3 protein-coding genes and 1 pseudogene are annotated in these 3932 nt (G+C 69.1%); 3 read left to right on the top strand and 1 reads right to left on the bottom strand.

The annotated features are described in order from the left end of the window. Window positions 1–1050 (bottom strand): ferric reductase-like transmembrane domain-containing protein (locus RMO85_RS07155; protein WP_310528003.1); only part of this gene is annotated, 1050 nt, incomplete at its 3' end. A gap of 298 nt (window positions 1051–1348) precedes the next feature. On the opposite strand from RMO85_RS07155, the gene RMO85_RS07150 reads away from it, so the two are divergent. From RMO85_RS07150 to RMO85_RS07140, 3 genes and pseudogenes are all read left to right on the top strand, one after another. After that, window positions 1349–2008 carry a response regulator transcription factor gene (locus RMO85_RS07150; RefSeq protein WP_310528001.1) on the top strand — a complete coding sequence of 220 codons (660 nt, stop codon included), beginning with the start codon at window positions 1349–1351 and terminating at the stop codon, window positions 2006–2008. 77 nt (window positions 2009–2085) lie between these two features. Further along, window positions 2086–3327 carry a HAMP domain-containing sensor histidine kinase gene (locus RMO85_RS07145; RefSeq protein WP_310528000.1) on the top strand — a complete coding sequence of 414 codons (1242 nt, stop codon included), beginning with the start codon at window positions 2086–2088 and terminating at the stop codon, window positions 3325–3327. A 246-nt stretch (window positions 3328–3573) separates the two neighbouring features. Next, window positions 3574–3932, top strand: a pseudogene (locus RMO85_RS07140) (hypothetical protein); the annotation flags it as partial.

The raw sequence follows: 3932 nt of genomic DNA, 5'->3' as shown, positions 1-3932 counted from the left end.
GGCGCGCAACGGCGTGATGCCGATTCCCCCGGCGAGGAGCAGGACTCCGTGGCCCCGGCGGCGGGCGGGAGTGAAGGCGCCGTACGGGCCCTCGGCGATCACCCTGGTCCCTGGGCGCAGCGCCTGCAGGTCACGGCTGTGATCGCCGAGGTCCTTGACGGTGATCCGCAGCTCGTCGGGGGTGGGCATGGCCGAGAGGGAGAAGGGGTGGGACTGCCACCATCCGCGGGGGGTGAGGAAGCGCCACCGGAAGAACTGTCCCGGCTGGGCGCCGAGCCGGTCCAGGCCGGTGCCGGTGACGGTGATGGAGACCACATCGGGTCCCTCGGTCACCACCGAGGCGACCCGCAGCTGGTGGCGCAGGGCGTCCCTGACGGGCAGGAGCCAGCGGTACCACAGCAGTGTCGTCCCGACCGCGGCGTACAGGGCGATCCACGCCGCCTTGGCCCAGCCGGTCTGGAAGTCCGCGCCGGCCGAGAGCACGTGCAGGAAACTGAGCCCGACAGCGAGGTAGGTGAGCAGGTGCAGCAGGTACCAGGTCTCGTAGCTGACGCGGTTGCGCACCTTGCGTGCCGAGACCGCCCCGACCACGAGAAGCAGCCCGAAACCGATGGTCGCCAGGAGTACGTCGGGGACCACGAAGAGCATCACCTTGGTCTCAGCCAGGACGCCGGCGTGTGCGGTGAGGGCGTAGCCCCAGGTGAGCAGCAGCGCGTGCGCGGTCAGCAGACTGATCAGGTAGCGGCCGCCCATGGCGTGCCAGCGGGCCAACCGGTCCGAGCCGAGGCTGTGCTCGATCCACGGCGCACGGCTCATGAGGAGCAGCACCACGGCGACCGTGTAGCCGCCGAGCAATCCCGTCAGCCGGCCCGCTGCGGTGAGCCAGTCTCCGAGCCCGGCCATCGCGGTCGCGTCGTACCACCACAGACCCATGGTCGCGAGTGCTCCGCAGACCACACCCGCCAGGAGGCCTCGCTCGGTGAGGCCGCGACTGGTCCGCGGGGCGAGGGCCGGGGGAACCGGGCGGCTCGTGGTGGCTGTCGATGACATGGCGTTCTCCGGTCATGCAGTGGGCCTGGACTTGAGTCTTCACCGATCGTGCACCCGTGAGCATGCCGACAACCTGAATGCCTGCGAAGCACGTCACGTCACGTCGGGCGGTCAGGTGCCGTGCAGGTGCTAGCCATCAGGCTCTCGTGTCATGGCCCTTGCGCAGTTGACCCCCGACGATCTGGCGGGTCTCGCCCCGATCGACGCAGCGGGCGACGGCTCGGAGCGAAGTCGTCTGCGAGAACGCACGGAGCGGGGCTCCCTCCGCGGTCGCCTCGACTGCGAGAGGATGAGTGCCATGTTGATCGGCATCTGCGAGGACGACCCCGCCATCCGTCGTCTGGTCACCCAGGCGATGGTCGTTTCAGGACACGAGGTCCTCAGTGCCCACGACGGCGGGGAGGCACTACGACTCTTCGGCCCGGACAGCGCCGTCGAGGTCCTCGTGATGGACATCGGGCTCCCGGACTCAGATGGACGCGACGTCACCCAAGCACTGCGCTCGGCCGGTCAGGCGGCACCGGTGGTCTTCCTCACGGCACTGGGAACCGTGCACGACAAGCTGTCGGGCTTCAGTGCCGGCGGCGACGACTACCTGTCCAAACCCTTCGACGTCAAGGAGCTGATCGCACGGGTGGAAGCGCTGGGACGACGCGGGCGACCGGCCCCGGACTCGCCTTCGGGCCTCGTCCTGGATCCGACCCGACATGGCGTCCGCTCCGATTCCGGCGAGGTGCTGCTGACACCCACCGAGTTCCGGATGCTCGCGGCCATCACGTCACGACCCGGTCAGGTCGTACGACGCAGGACCGTGGTCGCTGCCGCCTGGCCCGATGGCGCCGTGGTGAACGAGAACACCATCGACTCCTTCATCCGCCGCATCCGAGCCAAGCTCGAATCGATCGGATCGCCGGTCACGATCGAGACCGTGCGCGGCGTCGGATTCCGACTCCAGTGAAGTTGCCCTGGCGCATCTCACCGGGAACGTTCCGCCGGCAGATCATCGTCCTCACCGCGTGTGTGACGGCCTTCGCCATGCTCTTGCTCACCGTTGTGCTCCAGCTGATCCTGGCCGACTTGACCAGGAGCAACGTCGACCGCGTCCTGGAGGACCGTGCAGACGCCGTGGCAAGCTCAGCCATCAGCGCCTCCAAGGCACAGGATCTCGTGGTCCCCTCGGCCGACCTGGACCCGGGCATCGTCGTCTACGACGGCGCGGGCCGCCGCGTCGTGGGCGTCGCCGCTCGTCACCTGCAAGCCACCTTCGACAAGCTCAGCACCTCGACCTCGACGCAGTTCGTCACCGCGGGCAGTGCCGAGCGCATCATCGCGATCCCGTTCACCACCACCGGCGGTAGCCAAGGAGTGGTCGTGGTGTCCGAACGACTGGAGCCCTACGAGGAAGCCGAGCGGTACGCACTGATCGTCAGCCTCATCACCGGGGCACTCGCCACGGCCGCGGCAGCGGGCATTGCCGCCTCGGTCACCACCCGGGCACTTAAGCCTGTCGCGCTTCTCGCCCAGACCGCAACGGACTGGAGTGAGCACGACTTGTCGCGTCGCTTCGAACTCGGCAGCCCCACCAACGAGATCACCGCTCTTGCCGCCACCCTCGACACGCTGCTCGACAAGGTCACCGCGGCCATCCGCTCCGAGCAACGTCTGACCTCAGAGCTCGCCCATGAGCTGCGCACACCGTTGACCGTGGTGCAGGGAACCGCGGATCTCGCGCTCATGCAGGACGAACTGTCGCCCCCGATGCGTGAGGTGCTCGAGGAGATCTCGGAGGCCAGCCGTCGCATGGCCACCACGATCACCACGCTCCTGGACGTTGCACGGACCGAGTCCTCACTCATGGACGCCGCGTCCTGCTCGATCGCCGACGTCGTGCGAGACGTGCTTGCCACGCTGCCCCACGACGGGCTCACGGTGCACGTCGATCTCGTCGACCACCGGGTCGCCGCCCCGGCTACGATCGCTGCGCGGGCGCTGGCGCCGGTCGTGGCGAACGCGCTTCGCTTCGCCCGCGACCAGGTCGTCATCACCGCCGTCGCAGGCAGCGCGGGTGCGCTGGACGTGGTCGTCGAGGACGACGGCCCGGGAGTGGAAGGAGACCCGGAGAGAATCTTCGAGCCGGGCGTGACTTCGTCGGGTGGCTCCGGCGCCGGCTTGGGGCTGACCATCGCCCGACGGATGGCCCGTAGTGTTGGTGGCGACCTCGAAGTCGCCCATGCCCGCACGCCCACTCGCCTGGTGTTGCGCCTCCCCCTGGCCTGAGTTTGCCGCCCGCTCGAGCAGTCAGGTCCCTGCCATGTCCCCCAGTCCGGTGTTGCTTCATGGACCGCCGGCCGCGTCCGCTCTCGCCGCCTGAGTAGTCCGCCGCTCCGCTCCGCCAGCGCACGCGTTTCGTGCTCCTCGATCGCCGTGCCCCGGGGGTCCGCCACCCGGGGCAGGGTCCATCTCTGACAACGGAGGGACCGACCAGTCAGGTGGCTGGCAGGGGTGAGGGATCACCGTGAGGGCGTGACGACGACCCTGCACCTTCCCATCGCGCCGGAGTCGGTGACCGCGACGACGGCGTCGTGGTCCCACTCGTCGCGCACCTGGTCGTCCAGCACTTGGGTGGGGCTCTTTGCGTTGGCTGCCGTGACGGTGCGCCTGCCCTTCGTGGCGCAGCCACTGGGCTCTGATGAGGGTGGCTTCTTGCTGGTGGCGTCGCAGTGGGCTCCCGGCACCTCGCTCTACGGCAACTACTGGGTCGACCGTCCACCCCTGCTGCTCGAGTTCTTCTCCCTGGCCGACCACCTCGGCGGCACCATCGCGCTGCGCCTGCTCGGCGCTGGGTTGGTGGCGCTCTCGGTCGTCCTAGCCGGCCGCATCGG

It is taken from the genome of Nocardioides sp. (assembly GCF_031422975.1).
Lineage (GTDB): Bacteria > Actinomycetota > Actinomycetes > Propionibacteriales > Nocardioidaceae > Nocardioides.
Note: the sequence above shows the minus strand (reverse complement) of the source record. Positions and strands in the feature narration are given on the sequence as shown.

Coding starts and splice junctions, on each gene's coding strand:
- RMO85_RS07150 (WP_310528001.1), top strand. CDS start 1,349: ATGTTGATCGGCATCTGCGAGGACGACCCCGCCATCCGTCGTCTGGTC.
- RMO85_RS07145 (WP_310528000.1), top strand. CDS start 2,086: ATGCTCTTGCTCACCGTTGTGCTCCAGCTGATCCTGGCCGACTTGACC.